This window comes from Candidatus Arsenophonus phytopathogenicus, from assembly GCF_056113345.1.
In genome coordinates, this window is sequence record NZ_JBUIOB010000015.1 from 50,509 (window position 1) to 69,603 (window position 19,095).

General features: G+C 36.5%; 19 protein-coding genes and 1 pseudogene. 19 read left to right on the forward strand and 1 reads right to left on the reverse strand.

The features are described from left to right. The first annotated feature begins 1 nt into the window (after position 1). From holB to AC01GB_RS02585, 15 genes are all read left to right on the forward strand, one after another. Complete coding sequence (holB, locus tag AC01GB_RS02515) at positions 2-991, forward strand: DNA polymerase III subunit delta' (protein ID WP_474450159.1); 990 nt, start codon at positions 2-4, stop codon at positions 989-991. Between the two features lie 11 nt (positions 992-1,002). Next, entirely contained in the window at positions 1,003-1,788 is a 786-nt protein-coding gene (locus AC01GB_RS02520; protein WP_474450161.1) for a metal-dependent hydrolase, read from the forward strand. 38 nt (positions 1,789-1,826) lie between these two features. Then, positions 1,827-2,189 (forward strand): purine nucleoside phosphoramidase, encoded by a 363-nt coding sequence (gene hinT, locus AC01GB_RS02525; protein WP_474450163.1) that lies wholly within the window; start codon positions 1,827-1,829, stop codon positions 2,187-2,189. A 152-nt stretch (positions 2,190-2,341) separates the two neighbouring features. Continuing rightward, positions 2,342-2,917: a penicillin-binding protein activator LpoB gene (gene lpoB, locus AC01GB_RS02530; RefSeq protein ID WP_474450165.1), complete on the forward strand. Its 576-nt coding sequence runs from the start codon at positions 2,342-2,344 to the stop codon at positions 2,915-2,917. Beyond that, positions 2,910-3,281 (forward strand): protein kinase family protein, encoded by a 372-nt coding sequence (locus AC01GB_RS02535; protein ID WP_474450166.1) that lies wholly within the window; start codon positions 2,910-2,912, stop codon positions 3,279-3,281. Before lpoB ends, AC01GB_RS02535 begins: the two co-directional genes overlap by 8 nt. A gap of 685 nt (positions 3,282-3,966) precedes the next feature. After that, positions 3,967-4,419 (forward strand): hypothetical protein, encoded by a 453-nt coding sequence (locus AC01GB_RS02540; protein ID WP_474450168.1) that lies wholly within the window; start codon positions 3,967-3,969, stop codon positions 4,417-4,419. A 55-nt stretch (positions 4,420-4,474) separates the two neighbouring features. Further along, positions 4,475-5,158 carry a hypothetical protein gene (locus AC01GB_RS02545; RefSeq protein WP_474450170.1) on the forward strand — a complete coding sequence of 228 codons (684 nt, stop codon included), beginning with the start codon at positions 4,475-4,477 and terminating at the stop codon, positions 5,156-5,158. A gap of 6 nt (positions 5,159-5,164) precedes the next feature. Further along, positions 5,165-5,296: a hypothetical protein gene (locus tag AC01GB_RS02550; RefSeq protein ID WP_474450172.1), complete on the forward strand. Its 132-nt coding sequence runs from the start codon at positions 5,165-5,167 to the stop codon at positions 5,294-5,296. Positions 5,297-5,401: 105 nt separating this feature from the next. After that, positions 5,402-5,947 carry a hypothetical protein gene (locus AC01GB_RS02555; RefSeq protein WP_474450175.1) on the forward strand — a complete coding sequence of 182 codons (546 nt, stop codon included), beginning with the start codon at positions 5,402-5,404 and terminating at the stop codon, positions 5,945-5,947. Positions 5,948-6,418: 471 nt separating this feature from the next. Beyond that, positions 6,419-6,973, forward strand: a complete 555-nt coding sequence (locus AC01GB_RS02560) for a hypothetical protein (protein WP_474450177.1) — start codon at positions 6,419-6,421, stop codon at positions 6,971-6,973. A 277-nt stretch (positions 6,974-7,250) separates the two neighbouring features. After that, on the forward strand, positions 7,251-8,303 hold the full coding sequence (locus AC01GB_RS02565; RefSeq protein ID WP_474450179.1) for a hypothetical protein: 1,053 nt from the start codon (positions 7,251-7,253) through the stop codon (positions 8,301-8,303). Between the two features lie 11 nt (positions 8,304-8,314). Next, entirely contained in the window at positions 8,315-8,674 is a 360-nt protein-coding gene (locus AC01GB_RS02570; protein ID WP_474450182.1) for a hypothetical protein, read from the forward strand. 1 nt (position 8,675) lies between these two features. Continuing rightward, complete coding sequence (locus tag AC01GB_RS02575) at positions 8,676-9,032, forward strand: hypothetical protein (protein ID WP_474450183.1); 357 nt, start codon at positions 8,676-8,678, stop codon at positions 9,030-9,032. A gap of 131 nt (positions 9,033-9,163) precedes the next feature. Continuing rightward, on the forward strand, positions 9,164-9,667 hold the full coding sequence (locus AC01GB_RS02580) for a hypothetical protein (RefSeq protein ID WP_474450184.1): 504 nt from the start codon (positions 9,164-9,166) through the stop codon (positions 9,665-9,667). Positions 9,668-9,907: 240 nt separating this feature from the next. Beyond that, positions 9,908-11,212, forward strand: a complete 1,305-nt coding sequence (locus AC01GB_RS02585) for an NAD(P)/FAD-dependent oxidoreductase (protein ID WP_474450186.1) — start codon at positions 9,908-9,910, stop codon at positions 11,210-11,212. An 86-nt stretch (positions 11,213-11,298) separates the two neighbouring features. Here AC01GB_RS02585 and mfd read toward each other — a convergent pair whose 3' ends face one another. Then, complete coding sequence (gene mfd, locus AC01GB_RS02590) at positions 11,299-14,739, reverse strand: transcription-repair coupling factor (protein ID WP_474450189.1); 3,441 nt, start codon at positions 14,737-14,739, stop codon at positions 11,299-11,301. 195 nt (positions 14,740-14,934) lie between these two features. On the opposite strand from mfd, the gene lolC reads away from it, so the two are divergent. The 4 genes and pseudogenes from lolC to cobB all read left to right on the forward strand — a co-directional run bounded on the left by lolC (position 14,935) and on the right by cobB (position 18,998). Then, positions 14,935-16,137: a lipoprotein-releasing ABC transporter permease subunit LolC gene (gene lolC / locus AC01GB_RS02595; protein WP_474450192.1), complete on the forward strand. Its 1,203-nt coding sequence runs from the start codon at positions 14,935-14,937 to the stop codon at positions 16,135-16,137. Then, on the forward strand, positions 16,130-16,834 hold the full coding sequence (gene lolD / locus AC01GB_RS02600; RefSeq protein ID WP_474450193.1) for a lipoprotein-releasing ABC transporter ATP-binding protein LolD: 705 nt from the start codon (positions 16,130-16,132) through the stop codon (positions 16,832-16,834). Before lolC ends, lolD begins: the two co-directional genes overlap by 8 nt. Before the next feature lie 67 nt (positions 16,835-16,901). Next, positions 16,902-18,083 carry a lipoprotein-releasing ABC transporter permease subunit LolE gene (lolE, locus tag AC01GB_RS02605; RefSeq protein WP_474450195.1) on the forward strand — a complete coding sequence of 394 codons (1,182 nt, stop codon included), beginning with the start codon at positions 16,902-16,904 and terminating at the stop codon, positions 18,081-18,083. 92 nt (positions 18,084-18,175) lie between these two features. Further along, positions 18,176-18,998 (forward strand): annotated as a pseudogene (gene cobB / locus AC01GB_RS02610) (Sir2 family NAD+-dependent deacetylase). The last annotated feature ends 97 nt before the right edge of the window (positions 18,999-19,095 follow it).

Consider the following 19,095-nt stretch of genomic DNA (forward strand, 5'->3'; position numbering starts at 1 on the left):
AATGAACTGGTATCCATGGTTAAATCATGCATATAGACAGATAATTGCTTTCCATCAGAAGAAGCAAGGACATCATGCATTGCTATTACATGCTAATGCTGGAATCGGAAGTGATTCACTCATTTATGCTATTAGTCGCTGGCTGATGTGCCAACAACCAGCGGGCATGAAAAGCTGTGGTAGTTGTCAGAGCTGTCAACTGATGTTAGCAGGGACACATCCTGACTGGCATAAAATTACCGCTGACAAAGGTAAAAATACGATAGGTATTGAAAGTATTCGTTGTTTAACTGACTTTTTAGTTAGCCATGCACAACAAGGTGGTGCGAAAGTTATTTGGTTTCCTGCGGTGGAAGCACTAACAGAAGCGGCTAGCAACGCATTATTGAAAACTTTAGAAGAGCCGACAGACAATACCTATTTTTTTTTAGAGTGTCGAGATCCAGCTTCATTGCTAGCCACGTTACGTAGTCGATGTTTTTATTATTACCTTTCAGTACCTGAGTGTAAAACCGCGATTTCTTGGCTACAAAAACAAACAATATCGTTAGCGCAAGTTGATATTGAAACAGCAATAAAACTGAATGCGGGTGCGCCTCTTGCAGCTTTAACACTGTTACAGCCGGATAATTGGTTGAAAAGAAAGCAATTTTGCCAATCATTAATGCAACATTTATCAACAAAGACACTTTTAAACTGGTTACCTGAATTGGATCAGCCAGACGCTGCTTGTCGGATCAGCTGGCTGATAAGCCTATTGTTGGATGCAGTAAAATATCAACAGCAAGCGGGTAATTATTGTGTCAATCAAGATCAGTCATCATTAATTACTAAATTGGCTGACATCAACTCTGTAGACATCTTATTGAAGAGCGCTACTGAATGGCAAAATTGTCGCTATCAATTAATGTCAGTGATGGGATTGAATCAGGAACTACGATTGACATCTCAGTTAATCAACTGGCAAAACACACTTCATCACCATAATTAAAAGAGTTTATTATGTTTTTAGTGGATTCACACTGTCATCTCGATTGTTTAGATTATAAGAATAAACATAAAGATATCGATGATGTTATCGTAAAAGCAGCGGCTAATGAGGTAAAATATATTTTGGCTGTTGCAACAACCCTGCCAGGTTTTATTAGCATGAAAAAGCAGATTGGTCAGCGTAACAATGTGGCCTTTTCTTGTGGTATACATCCGCTAGATCTCAATCAAGGTAATGATTTTGATGAGCTGGCAGGTTTAGCGTCAGGCGATGAAGTTGTTGCGTTAGGTGAAACAGGTTTGGATTATCACTACCAAAGTGAAAATGCTAAATTGCAACAAACATCTTTTCGTCAACATATTCGTATAGGTTGTCAATTAAACAAACCTGTTATTGTCCATACACGAGCAGCCCAGCAAGACACATTAGCGATATTGAAAGAAGAACAGGTGGGTAATTGCGGTGGGGTTTTACACTGTTTCACGGAAGATGAGCAGATGGCTAAAGCATTATTAGATTTAGGGCTTTATATCTCACTTTCCGGTATAGTGACATTTCGTAATGCCGAACAGATCCGCCAGGCTGCGCGTATGGTGCCTTTAGATCGTATTTTAATTGAAACTGATGCTCCTTACCTGGCGCCTGTTCCCCATCGCGGCCAAGAAAATCAACCCGCATATGTAAGAGATGTAGCACAGTTTTTAGCCCAATTAAAAGGTATAGATATTGAAGAAATTGCGCGAGCTACGACACAAAATTTTTGTGATCTTTTTCATTTAACCATTAAACGTGATTAAAACACTGGCATCTTCATAAAAATTTAAAGGATGAAATTATGGCAGCAGAAACGATTTTTAGTAAAATTATTCGCCGCGAAATCCCCGCTGATATTGTTTATCAAGATGATTTAGTGACGGCGTTTAGGGATATTGAACCACAGGCTCCGGCCCATATTTTAATTATTCCTAATATTTTTATCGCCACTATCAATGATGTAAAACCTGAGCATGAACAAACGTTAGGCCACATGATTACGGTTGCGGCAAAGATTGCTAAGCAGGAAAACATTGCTGATGATGGTTACCGTTTAATTATGAATTGTAACCAACATTCCGGCCAGGAAGTTTTCCATATTCATATGCATTTAGTGGGAGGTCATCCTTTAGGACCGTTATTAACAAAAAAGATAGATAGATAAATTTTGTACCGTTATTTTGTTGATTTGTTATTAGAAAGACAAAAGTAATTTTTTGGTTAATATTTAATTATAAAGCAATTTAAATTGGTATTTTGGCGCAGGCTTTGTTATTCAGTTTACCTCGCAATTAAAGGTACACAGGAGAAGAGTAAATGAGACGTATTTTTCAACTTATGGTTGTGACATTCATATTAGTTGGTTGTTCATCGATAACGAGTAAAAAACCAGCACCTGTTATTACAATCGAACCGACTGAGCCTACCGAACAACCAACAACACCAACGTCTCCAGATACTGTACCGCAGCTACCAAAGGTAAAAACAGCAGATTGGGCAACAGCAGTGATTCCTTTAGCCCATCAATTGGTACAAGCTCAAGGGGTTGAGTCAGGCAAGGTGTTATTAATTGATTCAATAAAAAATAATACCAATATGTCAATTCAATCAATGCAAGCAACCGATGCGATTATTGATGCCGTTAATAACCAAAATGTATTCAAATTAGTTCCACAAGATGTGGTGGCAAATGCACGTAAAGCACTGGGCTTATCTCAGGAAGACAGTTTAGTTACGCGGAGTAAGGCCATCGGCCTAGCGCGTTATGTGCAAGCTGACTATGTGCTTTATTCGGTCATTTCGGGCAATCAACAGCAAAGTGAAATTGAAATGCAGCTAATGGCAGCACAAACGGGTGAGATCCTCTGGTCGGGATCAAATCGCATTGAATAAAAAGAAAACACTTATTAACTTGTTATTACAAAAATATCCGGCAATAACCAGTGATAAGTGGCGAATTAAGGCATTATCAGGAGCGAACGGTGGAAGTTTTTACGCTGAAGCAACTGCCAATATTAAATTGATTGCGCGTTTTGCCGGAAAAGATCAGCGCTTATTAGGTATGAACCGGCAAAAAGAGCGTAAAATATTACACCAGCATACTCAATTTATTGCTGCTCCGAGGGTACTCGGAGCTAATAATGACTGGTTACTATTAGAATGGATGGAAGGAAAGGCAGTTACTGATACCACCTATTCGATACCATTCCTGATCATTTATCTGAAATCAAAAATCAAAAAAAATCGCCTTATTTAATCAAAAAAGTCGATGATTTTATTTTTGTCGAACATGGCAACACAAACGACCCAAATAGTCATGTAGCAGTTGACAGTCAATTATTATCTGATTCAGCGTTAAGTCGACAATATACTATTATCATCCAAATTTAAAATGATGCTATTGTAGCTGATGCGGTTGAAAAATTAAAAAAATAAACATGCCTCTCAAACAACGATTATTTATTATGATATGGAAAGTAATCAGTATCGAATTAAATATAATTCAGCTGAGTTGGGAAAATGAGATAATGTACGTTGGCTGGTTGTTGCCCATGGTTCTTATTTTAACCGTATGGAGCCAGCTGCTTTTGCCGAGAGTTTAAAAAATTAAAACAAACTGTATTTGAGCACCATGAGCCTAAAAAATCATTTTTGTCGGCTGTAAGCTTGCAAGTGATAATATTATAGAAGATAACGGGCTTAAGCTAAGCCGCGCATTGTGGGATTGGCAATTTGATGCAACAACTTCTGCGTATACAAAAAATGTTTATATTTCTGATTCAGGTCATAGAGTGATAAAAGTTGGGTTTTTAGCAAGTAATATCCAGCATATAGCATTATATAACAAAAAATATCAATATCATCGTTTATCAAACACTATTTATATTAATGAATAGGATTATATTTTTTCAATTTTAGATTACTTAGGAAATAATAATGACTTGGTAAATTCTATATTATCAGAAAATGAGTTTTATTTAAAAAAATATTTTTCAGATAACGAAGGTAATTTAAATATTGATTTAATAAAATTAGTTAGTTATGAGAATGAAGCTTATAATATTTTTAAAGCCTATCATTATGAAGTTGTCAGTAATAATTTTATTTTTAATAGTCAAGTTTTATTAGATAAAATAATTGCAAAGCAGATAAATGAAGTTCCTGTCTGGCGCAAAGTTAATGTAAATTTTATCGTTGAAAGTAACAGCCATGTACCAATAGTGACGATAAAAAATATTATATTTAGGTTTTCTGGTGATGATAAGGCTCGTCAGCAAGCTGAATTGATTGCGACGTTAGATCCAAATAATACTTTAATTATTCAGGTTGATGCTAAAAGAAAACAATATTTTATTGAACATGGAAAATTAGCTGGCATTTCAACAGCAAAATGAGCAAGATTGGTTTTTATTAGGACATGTTTCACTAACAGGAGAAAAATTTAGTGGTTTGGATTCACATTTGTTGGCAAAAGCTTTATTAACCTTAAAAGAAAAATTTGTGCTGGATAACCCACAGGAAGTCTGCATTTTTAGCACTACCACTACGGGTCAAAATACTAGTCCTGATAATGCTAATTGGATTGCATCGGGGGTTGCAAAACAGCTTTCTGCTACCGCTATTGATACAATAATAACATTTTATACCCAGCGTAAAGGTTTTTTGGTTAATGAGAATTTATTAAATCACAATGCTAGTTTTATTAACTGTCGTTATGACTCTGCCACAAAACAAATTTTGTTAAATGGTATTCCTATTACTCAATCCTTATTAATGAGTATTGCACTGAAAGAGGTGCCTGTTTGGCAGGCAGCGTCAGAATATTCTTTTTATTTACAAAACTATTTTGCTAATGAACGAAACGGTATTGATATTAATAAACTAAAACAAGTGTTTTATGATCCTATTATTAGTAAAAAAGTGAATAATTATTTTGGACAAAATCAGCATATTTTCACCAACGCAATGGCTAATTGGCAGCTAATTTTTATTAAAGATACACAATTATCCTTATGGCAACAAGCGCATGAATTATCCTCATTACCGGATGCAATAAATTGCGATCAAAGTGTGTTGCATAATTTAAGTGATCAGTCACGTTGGATATTAAAACAATATTTTCCTTTAGGCTAAAATCACGTGCCTGAGGGCGAAATCCTGTCTTTAGTGGCTAATTTTCCAGAATATATACGTTTACAAATCTCATTAGGTGATCTGATAGGACTTTCTGCAGAAAGTGGGCTTGAAGGATTATCTTTACGCCTGCATTAGAGAAAAGTGATCACTGGCATCGTCGTTTATTTATCAATTTCAGCCAATTAAAACAGAAAATCAGTCGTAGTGCTGATATTGATGGACAAATGAGATTGTTTTCACATGATTTTTTTATTACATGACAGTAATATTTTTGCCGCTAATATCGAGGCGACTTTAGGTATAATGTACAGCAGCTTTCCGCTTGATGCTAATGATAATATTCATCAATTACTGGTATATCATCGTAAATTACATAAACAACGTTTGATAAATTCACTTTCTACCGAAGAAGGCTATTTTCTGCAACAATACGAGCAGGTTTTCCAATATATTAAACGACAAGATGTGGCTGGTAATATAACTCAATTGATGACTACGCCATCCTTTGAACACTGGTTACCGGTGGCAGAAATAGGTACTTACCAACTAAAAGGGGGTAATTCTGTATTCACTTTAGTCATCACTCAGCAAAATAACGGTTATCAATATGCGTTATTTGATGCAAAAGGTGGCGAAATTGTATTTAGTGGACAAAATAAGCTGGATCTTTCAGCTGCAATATATAGAGGATTAACTGATTATTTAACGGTAGATTTGCCGAAAAATTTTATTGTAAAAAATAAAACCACCAGAGCTGCTGAAATCGGCATAGAAAAAAACCGCTGAAGGTCAATTTAAATTTGATATTTATCGTCTTGAAGTTACTCAGGAGATAAAAACTAAAATTAGTTCACTAATTACCCAATTGCCTGATAAATCCCCGGTTGTTGAGTAACCATCAATAGTAAAAACGGGTGCCACCCATATTCAATTAGCAACCTTACAACAAGCTGGCGCACAGATTGATAATCAGCCAGTGACAGAGCAATCAACCAGGCTATTAGCTAACAATAGCGATAAATTGACATTCGATGTTCAGCAACTTAATGATTATTTAACTTTTGCGAATGGTTCGAAGGAGAATTTAAAGCTGGTGAGCGAATTAACCAACAATTAAATCGAGTCGCATCAAAGAGTCAATTGTTAACTAATGAACAGGATCTGGCTTCATCAGCACTATTATTAGAAAGATTATCCGCTATTGAACATAACCCAGATAAGACTCTTTGGCCAGGTTTACGATAAAATAGTGTCAAATTGCCTCGTTATGCTCGCATGATGAATAAAATTGGTTATGGTACTCAGGCTATTGGTCTGTTTCAATTGATTAACTCTACCCACACGATGTTAGCAGAGCAACAGTCTACAGAATTTAATGATCAGCAGCGGCCTGAAATAAGTAAAAATATCGCCATTGCTTGGAGTGCTGAAGCAGCTAATTTTAGCACTGATATTTTGCAACCTCTGTTATTAAAAAGCGCTTATAAAATAACTGGCTCTTATCGAGAGGCAGGTACTTTTACTGGCCGGGCGGTCATTTTTTTAAATGCGATGGCGGCGGGATTTGATATTTATTATGCTTATGATAGTTTTAGCCAATTAAAGACCGAACGAGATCCTGTTATACGTCAAGATCTGATTATCAATGGCATGTTATCTGTACTGGGAGCGGGTGTCGGACTTGGTACCGCGTTGGCTATTTTTGCTGGTTCAGCAGCAGGCCCGATTGGTATTGCGTTTGGTGCCAGTTTAATGTTGGAGGGAATGACCTATAATTCGGTACGAACAGTAGCAAAAATTAAAAAAAATTGAATTAACTTCAAGGGAAGAATTTGAAACTGGTCTAAGAGCGGCTTTGGGACTGAATCTAACTTATGCGATACAAAATAAATTACAGTAATATCAGGTAGCAGATAGTTTTAAACAAGCATTATTTGAAAAACAGCGCAATCAATTTCAATTACAACCATTTGATTATACTTTATATTTTTATATTGACGAAATACAGCAAACAGAAGAGTTACCTTATTTTCATTTAAAAGATAAACAGACAAATAAATATCTGGCCTATCAAGATATTGAACATCATATGATAGCAAAACATCTCAATATATTTTCAAATTCAGCCATTACTTTATGGATAAATGAGGCTATTGATCATGAGATAGAGCAGAATAAAAGGCGTTTTGCCGAACAGGAAGTCAGATTAATTTTGCAGCAATTTCCAGACCGTTATGATATTGAGCCTGTCAAAATTAAAGAATATATTCCACATTCACAAATCGCGACTAATGATACGATCTTATTAGAGGAAAATACAGATAATATATTTTTAGATTTTGCTGACACTTATTCTAATAGGCATAAATTGTTTACATCGAATAGTCAAAAATTAATGGTCATTTATACAACATCATTGTGGCCTAGATTAACACACTCCTATGATTATGCTGTAAGTTTTTTTAGAAATACCTATAACAAGGCTTATATTTCTGGCATAAGTTTTAATACAAGTAATGGCGATGATATTTTTATCTTTAATAATAAGCAATTTGAAATTAATAAAATAAAATATCTTTACGGTAAAGATGGTAATGATAGTATTGTTAATACATTAGCTATTCAACAAAATGTTGGTCTTATAGAGCCAGATTTTTCTATTTATAATAATACCAGTTTTCGTGGTTGTTATATTGATTTAGAAAATAGTACCGTAAAATATTTAACGCGACCTTTTCGCACTTTTGACTATTCTTGTCATAGAATAACAAGTTTTGTTAGTAGTAGTAACAATACTTCGCAACTTGTTGCATCTATTAATAACTTAGAAAATGCCAGTGGGCCGAATAAAGTACATAATATTATCATTGGTAATGCCAAAGATAATATTTTAGCAGGTGGTAATGGGTATGTAATTTTATATGGCAAGGACGGTAATGATACCCTTTTATTAACAAAGGGCTATGCTAACGGCGTTGATTGGTATGTTATTCAACGTTATAACTGGACCGATCATATAAAAATTTTACCTGACTATCGCTTTTATAATCAATGGCACCCAGAACAGCAAATTTTATCAATCCTAGCTCACAAAAGCAGCGATTTAAATTTAATCGTCTGTTTAATTATAATTCATATGTAGTAATAGATGAAATGAGTAACAGTTATGAATCTATTATCGGACTGGAGTATCAGTTAGATGAAATAAAATCACTTGAATTAATTAATAGTGATATTATTTTGAAAATTGAAATAGATGCTTCATCTGAGCTGAATAAAACAGCAAAAAGTGTTATTCAAATAAAACTAAAAAATGCCTATAATTATCATAGTGATGGTAAACGTTTTTTAACTCATCAATATAATATACTTACTCAGGATGGGTTTTTATTAACCCCTTATTTATCTCAATTGTTGGATTCCACCTCTTATCAAGATGTTTTATTTGAGATTATGTATGTTAGAAGTTTGAACGTCATGTCAGGCGGCCAGATCTTATTATGTTGGTATTGATTTGCGAGAAAATACCCTTGAGAAATATAAAAAAATATATTACTTACCAAATAATATTAGACCAATGAAAACCGCATTAGAGGCAGTGGAAACAAAGTTTTCTGGAGATCAATTTGATAACCACTTTTATAATATAAAAAGTAATAGCTATTTCCATCTGACAAAAGGTATAGAGCATTATTATATTAATGATATGTCAATTCCTAATTTAGTGGCTATTTATATTACTTTTGATTATGGCACAGTAAGTGAGTTTTATACTGAAAATGATAGATTAATTAATTTAGCTGAATATAGTGGGTATGACTTTTTTTTGAAAATAATGAGCTGGTACATAAAGATAAAAAAAATGATATAGCTAGAATAAAATTTGTAAGTTGGCAGCAGTTAGCATCAATAAATATTCTAATTCAGGATAAAAATCAGCAAAAATTTAATATAATTTTGTCTGAACAGGGCAACTTTATTAAGCCATTGGATCCTATTCAAATGGCAACAGAACAAGATGATATTATTGTGTTGCCATTAGATTATCGTCTGAATGAAAAATTACTTGATGCCGGTGATGGTAATGATATTGTCACCGATATTAGTCAAAGGGGGCATATTATTAAGGGAGAAAAAGGTAACAATATTATTTTCATTAATCAGCTTAATGGCCATATTAAAATTATTAACAGTGGTGGCAAAGATACCATTATTTTGCAGGATAAAAAGATCTCTGATTATCAGATTGTTGATCACAACGGCAATCGCTCATATCTCTCTTCAGATAGCTTATCTGGCATATTGATTGAAGATTATGAGTACCAAAATATTACTGTTAAAGCTGGAATTGGACGTAATGAACCGCTTAATAATGAACAAATTAATGGTTTAATTGATTTCATGGCTGCGTTTGATAATAAAAGCGAAAATAGCAGTATCGATTTAATCACTTATCTATCTAGCTTTAATGTTGAGGCAGATTTTAGTGTTGCGACAACCATATAAACACTATTATTGATAAATAGAAATTAGATAGCGAGTATTGATTATTGTAAATAATCGCAGTATTTTGTTTCACTTATTATTAATAGTAATGATGTAAAAATAACCAGCTAAATTGATTTTAATTAATTTAGGTATGACCAAATAATCAACTATGTTATTCTGTTGAAAAAAATTATGCTATTTGAAGCTAATTGTTAAATTTATTTAAATAACAAAAAATTATTTTAGGATAGGTTAGTTATGATGACGCCAAAAACCAAGATTATTATTGTCGGTGGTGGGGCGGGAGGATTAGAACTCGCAACCAAGTTGGGGCATAAATTAGGACGTAAGAATAAAGCTGAGATTATATTAGTTGATTGCAATCAAAGCCATTTATGGAAACCTTTACTGCATGAAGTTGCGACCGGCTCTTTAGATGATGGAGTAGATGCTCTGAGTTATTTGGCGCATGCCCGTAATCACTATTTTCATTTTCAATTAGGTTGCTTGACAAATATTAATCGTGAAAATAAAACTATTACGCTTGCAGAGATACATAATAAGGAAGGCCAATTATTAGTTCCTGAGCGGCAATTAGATTTTGATATTTTAGTGATGGCGTTAGGCAGTGTGTCTAATGATTTTGGTACCGCCGGAGTAAAAGATCATTGTATTTTCCTGGATAACCCACAGCAAGCACATCGTTTTCATGACGAAATGTTAAATTTATTTCTCAGTTATTCGGTGCGACATAAACCGGATGATAAGATTAATATCGCCATTGTTGGTGGTGGCGCAACTGGGGTGGAACTTTCTGCTGAACTCTATAATGCTATTGAGCAATTAACCAGTTATGGTTTTGAAGGCTTGGATAAGGAAGCGCTTAATGTAACCCTGGTTGAGGCGGGAGAACGTATTTTACCGGCATTACCGGTACGGATCTCAACAGCTGCACATCATGAATTAACCAAATGGGGTGTTCGTGTTTTAACACAGACCATGGTAACTAGTGCGGATAGAGATGGCCTTAACACTAAATCGGGAGAAAAAATTAACGCCGATCTTATGGTTTGGGCTGCGGGTATTAAAGCACTTGATTTTATGCACCAAATTGGTGGCTTGGAAACCAATCGAATTAACCAATTAGTCGTTAAACCAACACTACAAACGACGTTCGATAATGCTATTTTTGCCATTGGTGATTGTGCATCTTGTCCTAAAAAAGAGGGTGGATTTGTGCCTCCTCGCGCTCAAGCTGCACATCAAATGGCCACTTTGTGTTATAAAAATATCCTAGCATTACTCGATCATAAAGCATTGCAAGAGTATGTCTATAAAGATCATGGTTCTTTAGTCTCATTGTCTCGTTTTAGTACAGTTGGCAGCCTAATGGGAAATTTAGTGTGCGGTGATATGATGGTTGAAGGGAAAATCGCTCGTATCGTCTATATTTCACTTTATCGTATGCATCAAATAGCGTTACATGGTTATATTAAAACCGGATTGATGATGTTAGTGGGTGGTATTAATCGTATTATTCGACCTAGATTAAAATTACATTAATTTATGCCGATCACCATTAATAATAGCAAATTTGATATTAACTCATCGCTTCTTACTGTAATCATAATAAGAAGCGATGAGTTAATTTATACTTGGTGTGACTGAAAATCAGTTATTAATTGTCTGACGAAAGTAAGCCTTTCAGTATAATTGATTAGTAGTTTAACAAATTTCAATTTATTAGGCCCATCCAGCCGATAAATATCAGCTGAGTTTTGCAGTAACGCGATAAGAAAAGTTGCGTTTACTTTATTTTGTTCACTAAATTCAATGAATCCGCCTTTTTCATGAGCTTCTATTCGCTTAATGCCTAATGCTTGTGCATGGATCCGGATGGCAGTAGATTGCAGTAACTGCTTGCCTGCATCAGGCAGGCTACCAAAACGATCAATAAGTTCAATTTTTAACTCATCCAGCTCATTGTCATTTTTGGCGCTGGCAATCCTTTTATAAAACGATAATCGGAGATTTACGTCGGGAATATAGTCATCCGGCAGTAGTACCGCCATTCTTAACTCAATTTCAGTCTGTTGGCTGGTAAGTTCTTCTAAAGAAGGCTCCTTACCTTGCTTTAAAGCCTCAACGGCGTTTTCTAGCAGTTCCATATAAAGTGTAAATCCGATGGTGGTCATCTGTCCGCTTTGTTCTTCACCAAGCAACTCGCCAGCACCACGAATTTCTAGATCATGAGTAGCCAATGCAAAGCCAGCGCCAAGATCTTCTAGCGCTGCGATCGCTTCAAGCCGTTTTTGCGCATCAGCCGTCATAGCTTTCGGGTGTGGTGTTAAAAGATAAGCATAAGCTTGATGATAAGAGCGGCCAACTCTGCCACGCAATTGATGTAATTGCGTTAAACCAAAATGATCCGCCCGTTCAATAATAATAGTATTAGCGGTAGGAATATCGATTCCGGTTTCAATAATGGTGGTGCAAATTAATACATTGAACCGTTGTCGATGGAAATCGGTCATTACCCGCTCCAGATCTCTTTCGCGCATTTGACCATGACCAATTACAAAACGCGCTTCAGGTACCAGCGACTCCAAACGCTCTTTGGCTTTCTCAATATATTTTACATCATTAAACAGATAGTAAACTTGTTCACCCCGTAATATTTCACGCAAAATAGCTTCCCGCACAATTAAATCATCATATTGACGAACAAAAGTTTTAACCGATAATCGACGAGAAGGCGGAGTGGCAATAATCGACAGATCACGCATGCCACTCATTGCCATATTAAGGGTTCGAGGAATAGGTGTTGCCGTTAATGTTAGAATATCAACATTAGCTCGCATCGATTTAATTAATTCTTTATGGCGAACACCGAAGCGATGCTCTTCATCAACAATTAATAACCCAAGTGTTTTCCAACGGATATCATTTTGCAGTAATTTATGGGTACCAATTAAGATATCCACTTTTCCTTCAGCCGCTGCGTTGATAATCTGTTGCTGCTCTTTGTTACTACGAAAGCGTGACAGCATTTCAATCCGTACTGGCCAGTTTGCAAAACGGTCGCGAAAATTATCGAAGTGTTGTTGCGCCAATAGCGTTGTAGGTACCAACACGGCAACTTGTTGATTATTGGTTATTGCCAGGAATGCTGCTCGCATTGCTACTTCAGTTTTACCAAAGCCGACATCACCACAAACTAAGCGATCCATGGCAATGGGTTGACACATATCGTTTAAAACGGCATTAATTGCCTGTTCTTGATCAACGGTTGTTTCGAAGGGAAAACCTTGGCAAAAAAGCTGATACTGCATTTTATCGTGCTTGAAAGCAAAACCTGGCTTTATGCTACGCTGAGCATGAAAATCTAACAGTTCTGCCGCCACATCACGAATTTTTTCAGCTGCTTTTTGTTTCGCTTTAGTCCAAACATCAGCACCTAATTTATGTAGTGGTGCACTTTCATCACCGCCGCCACTATAACGGCTAATTAAATTTAGCGATGAAACCGGAACATAAAGTTTATCATTGCCTGCATAAGTCAGCATTAAGTACTCAGCTTGAATACCGCCTGCGGCTAAAGTGGTTAAACCTTGATAACGTCCAACCCCATGTTCAAGGTGAACAACCGGTTGTCCGGGGCGTAACTCTGCCAGATTACGGATCAATAAATCGGTATTAATCGGTTTACGTTGTTCAGTATGACGTTGAATAACCCGTTTACTTAAAATATCGCTTTCACAAATAAGAGCTATTTGTTGATCCTGATTAGTAAAACCCTGTTCAGCTGCCCCCATGGTGATATAAAAGCCTGGCTTATTGGCTTCACGTAGCATTTTAATCTTAAAAGGGTTGATTTTTATCCGTGTTAATAGCTCTAGTAATGTTTCACGCCGTCCGGCACTTTCTGCAGAAAAAATAATTCGACCAGCAAAATTTTTGCTGAACTGCTCCAGTTTGTCAAGTGGGGCTTTATTTTGCTGGCTGATACTTAAATTAGGTAAAGCTAAGTAGTGCAGGTTAGTGTTGCCTTCTTTTTGACTGACCGGTTCAACTGAAATTTTGATTCGTGGCCAAGTTTTAAGCGCGTGATTAAGTTGTTCGCTATTTAGCCAAAGTGTATCAGGCGGTAGTAGCGGACGCATGGGATCAACATTTCGGCTCTCATAGCGCTGATAAGTGTCAGCCCAAAATCTATTAGCCGCCGAGGCTAAATCTTGCGTGATCAATAAAGTATTAGCAGGGAAGTAGTCAAATAAAGAAGATAGTGGTTGATTGAAAAAAAGAGGCTGCCAATATTCAATTCCCGCTGGCATTATTTTTTTACTAATTTGTTGATAGATATGCTCAGGATCACGCCGTGCGTCGAAATGTTCACGCCATTGTCTACGGAATAACTCAATAGCTTTATCATCTGTTGGGAATTCGTGAGAGGGCAGTAGATTTATCTGCTCAACTTCGCTGATAGTCAGTTGCCTATCAATATCAAATGTTCTTAAACTATCAATTTCATCATCAAAAAAGTCAATCCGATATGGATTATCGCTGCCCATTGGAAAGAGATCAATTAACGCTCCACGAGTAGCATATTCACCATGTTCGAGTACTTGTTCAACATGTCGGTAACCGACTTTATCAAGATTGTTACGCAAATTTTCACGTGAGAGTTTGTCGCCTTTATGCATGACCAGTGCATTGCTGATTAGGAAATCAGCAGGGCAAACTTTTTGCATTAATGTATTAACCGGAACAATTAACAAACCTTTTGTTAAGGTTGGTAGTCGATAAAGATTGACTAAGCGCGCAGAAATAATTTCTTGATGTGGTGAAAAACTATCATAAGGTAGTGTTTCCCAATCCGAAAGCATTGTCACTGAATTTTGCGAAAATTGTTGTATTTCATCACATAATTTTAAGGCATTATGCGTATCTTGAGTGATCAAAACGACAAGACCCTGATGGCGTTCGACAATATCAGCACACTCAACAGCGGCTGCCGCGCCAATTAGACACCCCAAATGGCGTGTATCACCTTGCTTTTTGGGTAGTTGGTAATAATATTTTGCCGGCATAAGGATTAATTAATTCTCATTGATAGAAATTGTAATACTTGTTTTGTTGACACTAAAACAAACGAAAAATAGTCTAATCTGTTAAGTTAGATATAAAAAATCGTAAAACTTTGGCTTAGGGTGCTTCCATTCAGTGACGCTACCCTTTATTATCGCCAAACACTTTGCTTTGGCAACAGAGGTATATCGGATTTCATGTCTCAGTCTGTTATCTTTTATATTGGTCTACGTTACATGCGTGGACGAACAGGCGACCGATTTGGTCGGTTCGTATCGAGTTTATCTACGATTGGCATTGCATTAGGCGTTATGGCATTAATTACCGTCACTGCTGTTATGAATGGTTTTGAACGTTCATTGCAGCAGAGCATTTTAGCATATATACCACAGGCTATTTTAACGACACCTAAAGGTAATCTCAATCCCAATCAATATCCAGCAAAAAATGTAATCTATCTAGAAGGAATCGAAAGCATTGCCCCAATTGTAGAAAGTGATGTTGTATTGCAAAGCAGCCAAAATGTGGGGGTTGCGGTCATGATTAGCGTTAATGAAAAGTCAATCGAGCCTTTGTTAAATCATCTGCAAGATGTTGATTCTTCAGTATTAAATTCCGGTAGTTACCACGTTATTTTAGGCGTAAAATTGGCTGAACAGCTTGAGCTAAAGAGGGGGGATGAATTGAGATTAATTGTCCCAGGTGTTAGTCAACTTACGCCGATAGGCAGAATACCCAGTCAGCGTTTATTCACAGTAGCCGGCTTTTTTGCTACCGAAGGTGAAGCCGATAATAGCGAATTGTTGGTTAATCAACAGGACGCGGCAAGATTAATGCGTTATCCGATCGGTAATATTACGGGTTGGCGTCTTTATCTTAACGCACCTTTATCCGTTGATAGCTTGAGTCAACAGACGTTACCAGTAGGTATGGTATGGCAGGATTGGCGCGAACGAAAGGGTGAGTTTTTTCAGGCAGTGAGAATGGAAAAAAATATGATGGGATTATTGTTGAGTCTCATTATTGCAGTAGCAGCCTTTAATATTGTTACTTCACTTTCATTATTGGTTATGGAAAAACAGTCTGAAGTGGCAATTTTGCAAACATTAGGTTTAAAGCGAGGCCATATTATGGCTATTTTTATGTTACAGGGAGCAGGAGCAGGCATAATTGGTACCATCATTGGAACATTATTAGGTTTATTTATTGCAAGTCAGCTTAATATAATAATGCCTATGTTAGGTTTGTTGGCTAAAGGAATCGAATTACCGATATTTATTGATTCTGCTCGTATTATATTAATCGCTTTCTCTTCAATCGCTATCTCATTATTGGCTACCCTTTATCCATCTTGGCGTGCAGCCACCGTTCAACCTGCAGAGGCTTTACGTTATGAATAATTCTCCGCTATTAGTTTGCCAGGACCTCTGTAAATGTTATCAAGATGGAAAAATTTCGACTAATGTACTTAAAAATATCTCCTTTTCAATCAAAAAAAGTGAAATGATGGCAATTCTGGGTAGTTCAGGCTCTGGCAAGAGTACGCTACTGCATTTATTGGGTGGATTAGATACGCCAACTAGCGGTGATGTCATTTTTGATGGTAAAAAAATTAGCTCACTTTCTACCAATGGGAGAGCTGAACTACGCAATCAGAAGTTGGGGTTTATTTATCAATTTCATCATCTATTACCAGATTTTACTGCGTTGGAAAATGTAATGATGCCATTGTTAATTGGCGGAATTACACGTGTGAAAGCGCAGCAAAAAGCGAGTGAGATGTTAGCAGCAGTAGGTTTATCGCATCGAGTTAATCATCGCTCCGCTGAATTATCTGGCGGTGAGCGGCAGCGAGTTGCAATTGCTCGGGCAATTGTTAATGAACCTGCTTTAGTACTGGCGGATGAACCGACCGGTAATTTGGACTTACACAATGCAGATGTCATTTTTGATTTATTAATGGATCTTAATCGCCAAAAAGGGACGGCATTTTTAGTTGTGACTCATGATTTGCGACTTGCCGGTTGTTTAACTCGTCAGCTGGAAATGAGGGATGGTTATTTACAGGATGATCCGAGCTTAATGGGAGTGCAATGATCATGGCGGAATTACCCGGGCGTTAAAAATTGCACTTCGTTTTAGTCGAGGTAAAAAAAGAGCTGGTTTGGTTTCATTGATCTCGATTATTTCTACACTGGGTATTGTGCTTGGTGTTGCAGTGTTGATTATTGGCTTAAGTGCAATGAATGGTTTTGAACGTGAATTAAAAAATCGCATACTTTCAGTTGTCTCTCATGGACAAATTGCGGCAGTCAATCAGCCTTATTTAAATTGGCAAGCTGATTTAGCTAAGGTTCGACAAACACCAGGGGTTGTTGGTGTATCACCTTATATTAATTTTACTGGGTTGCTTGAAAAGGGGAGCGCATTGAAGGCGATCCAGGTAGCCGGTGTTGATTTATCGTCAGAGCGATCAGTTAGTTCGTTACCTGATTTTATCTTGAATGATGCCTGGCAAAAATTAAAACCAGGTAATAACGAAATTATTTTAGGTCAAGGTGTGGCAGAAACATTAAAAGTTTCGCCTGGGGATCATATTACCATCATGATCCCTAATCATGATGATAAATTACGTATTCAGCAACCGAATCGAATTAGTGTCACGGTTATTGGCGTATTCAAATTAAATGGTATGTTAGATCATCAGCTGGCAATTGTGCCATTGCAAGATGCGCAGCAATATTTAGCCTATGGTGATGGTGTTACTGGTTTTCAGATCAGTGCGAATGATGTTTTTGCTGCCAATAAAGTGGTTTACGATGCTGGAATAAATACTGGCCATTATGTCACTATTAAAAGTTGGATAGCGGATTATGGTTACATGTATAACGATATTCAAATGGTGCGTGGCATCATGTATCTGGCCATGATTTTGGTAATTGGTGTTGCCTGTTTTAATATTGTCTCTACGCTGGTAATGGCAGTGAAAGATAAAAGCACCGATATTGCGGTGTTGAGAACACTCGGTGCTAAAGATAGTTTTATTCGTGCTATTTTTTTATGGTATGGATTAATAACGGGAATGGTTGGTTGTTTTATTGGTATGTTAGTCGGGATTTTTATATCACTAAATTTAACGACTATCATTAAATGTATAGAAAGTATTGTTGGTCATCCTATTTTATCAGGTGATGTTTATTTTATCGATTTTTTACCCTCTGAGCTCCATATTACCGATGTATTTTATGTCATGTTAACAACATTAATTTTAAGTTTACTCGCAAGTTGGTATCCAGCTAAACGGGCAACAAAAATAGATCCGGCGCGAATTTTAAGTGGGCAATAACCGTTGTTGTTTTTGCTGTCATTATCTAAAAGAGGCGATGGTTTGATTGAAAGTAATGGGTCGTTTAGCATGAAAAAGGATACTGTCCAATGATTCGGTTTTATTGCCGACTTAGAAAGTTACGTAAAAAGAAAAACTTACATCGACAAAGATTTCGTTGTTGCCTTTTTTATCGAGACAAACAGTTGATTGATAAGATGAAAATAAAAAAAGTTGTCGTGTTAACCGGCGCCGGGATTTCAGCTGAGTCTGGAATTCGTACTTTTCGCGCAACGTATGGTTTATGGGAAGAACATCGGGTTGAAGATGTTGCAACACCTGAAGGTTTTGTTAGAGATCCAGAATTAGTACAACGTTTTTACAATCAGCGTCGTTATCAATTACAGCAAGCGGATATAAAACCCAACGCAGCCCATCATGCTTTAGCAAAATTCAGAACATTTCCTGGGTGATAATTTTTTATTAGTTACGCAAAATATCGATAACTTACATGAAAAAGCGGGTAATAGACGCATTGTTCATATGCATGGTGAATTATTAAAAGCTCGCTGCTGTCAATCAGGTCAGGTTATTGAATGGAAAGGAGATCTAACAACCGATGATCGTTGTCACTGTTGCCAATTTCCTCAACCTTTGCGTCCCCATATTGTCTGGTTTGGTGAAATGCCACTAGGTATGGAGGTGATTTATCAGGCTTTATCATCAGCGGATATTTTTGTCGCAATTGGTACATCGGGACATGTTTATCCTCCCGCTGGGTTTGTACATGAAGCTAAACTTGCTGGTGCACATACCGTTGAATTGAATCTTGAACCCAGTCAGGTTGAAAGCCAGTTTGATGAAAAACATTATGGTGCTGCTACAAAAATTGTTGAAAAATATATTAGCGGGCTACTTGCAGAGATCAAAGTATGATTAAGTAATAATGCATTTTATTAATATATCTGCTAAAACTGATTGACGCAATAATTGTCATTAATTCCTTTCGCATAATGCGGTAATAGCTCATTGG